1 protein-coding gene is annotated in these 1,006 nt (G+C 60.0%); it reads left to right on the top strand.

Annotated elements, in window-relative coordinates; translation table 11 throughout:
- A partial coding sequence (locus AC097L_RS26620) for an NAD-dependent epimerase/dehydratase family protein (RefSeq protein WP_479589688.1) occupies positions 1-952 on the top strand: 952 nt, incomplete at its 5' end.
- Positions 953-1,006 lie beyond the last annotated feature (54 nt).

Raw genomic sequence — 1,006 nt, 5'->3', positions numbered from 1 at the left:
AAACGGGCCGGACAGGCACTGGGACTGGTCCGTGGATAGCCCAGCGCCGCCCTTACCTCGCTCCATCGGCGTATTAGGTGCCAGCAGCATGGTCGGCGCATGTGTTTTGTCGCAATTGGTGCAAGCCAAGGTGCATGTCAGCGCCTTTTCGCGCAAGGCCTTGCAAATTAGTGGTCAAGGCGTGGACTGGCAGCAGATTCCGTCTTCGCCAGCACTTGCATCACCCTGTGGCGCAACGATTTCCGATTGGATTTGCATCGCGCCCATCTGGGCCTTGCCTGCCCATTTTTCCTGGCTAGAGGCTCGGGGGGCTCGGCGGATTGTGGTGCTTTCATCCACCAGCCGGTTCACCAAAGATACGTCTTCCGACCCGCACGAGCAAGCCATTGCCGAGCGCTTGGCCGATGCCGAAAGCAAGCTGCAAACCTGGGCCGAAAGCCGCGGAATCGAATGGGTGATACTGCGCCCTACCCTGATTTACCAACCCGGGCAGGACAAAAACGTCTCTGAAATTGCCCGTTTCATTGGGCGCTTCGGGTTTTTCCCGGTACTGGGCAAGGCCCAGGGATTACGTCAACCCATCCACGCCGCCGATGTGGCCGGTGCATGCGTGGCAGCCTTGCATTCGCCCGCCGCCGCCAACCGGGCATACAACATCTCGGGGGGCGAACCCCTGCCCTACCGCAGCATGGTGGGCCGTATTTTTGCCGCCCAGGGGCGGGTGACGCGCATACTGGGTATACCGTTGTGGATGTTCAAGCTGGCGGTTTCGCTGTTGCGCTGCCTGCCGCGCTACCGCCATTGGACGACGGCCATGGCCGAGCGCATGAACCGTGACATGGTGTTTGACCACAGCGAGGCGGCACGGGATTTTGGCTTCCAGCCACGGGTGTTCACACTGGAACGGGAAAGCACGACACTACCCGGCCCCCAGTTGCTATCCAATAGATAGCTACTCACGCCCATCAATAGGGCGATAGAGCATTATTTCACGTATATCACCCCG

The organism is Rhodoferax sp. RT5P35, from assembly GCF_056521385.1.
The sequence above is the reverse complement of the archived record's forward strand: the minus strand, read 5'-3'. Positions and strand labels throughout refer to the sequence as shown.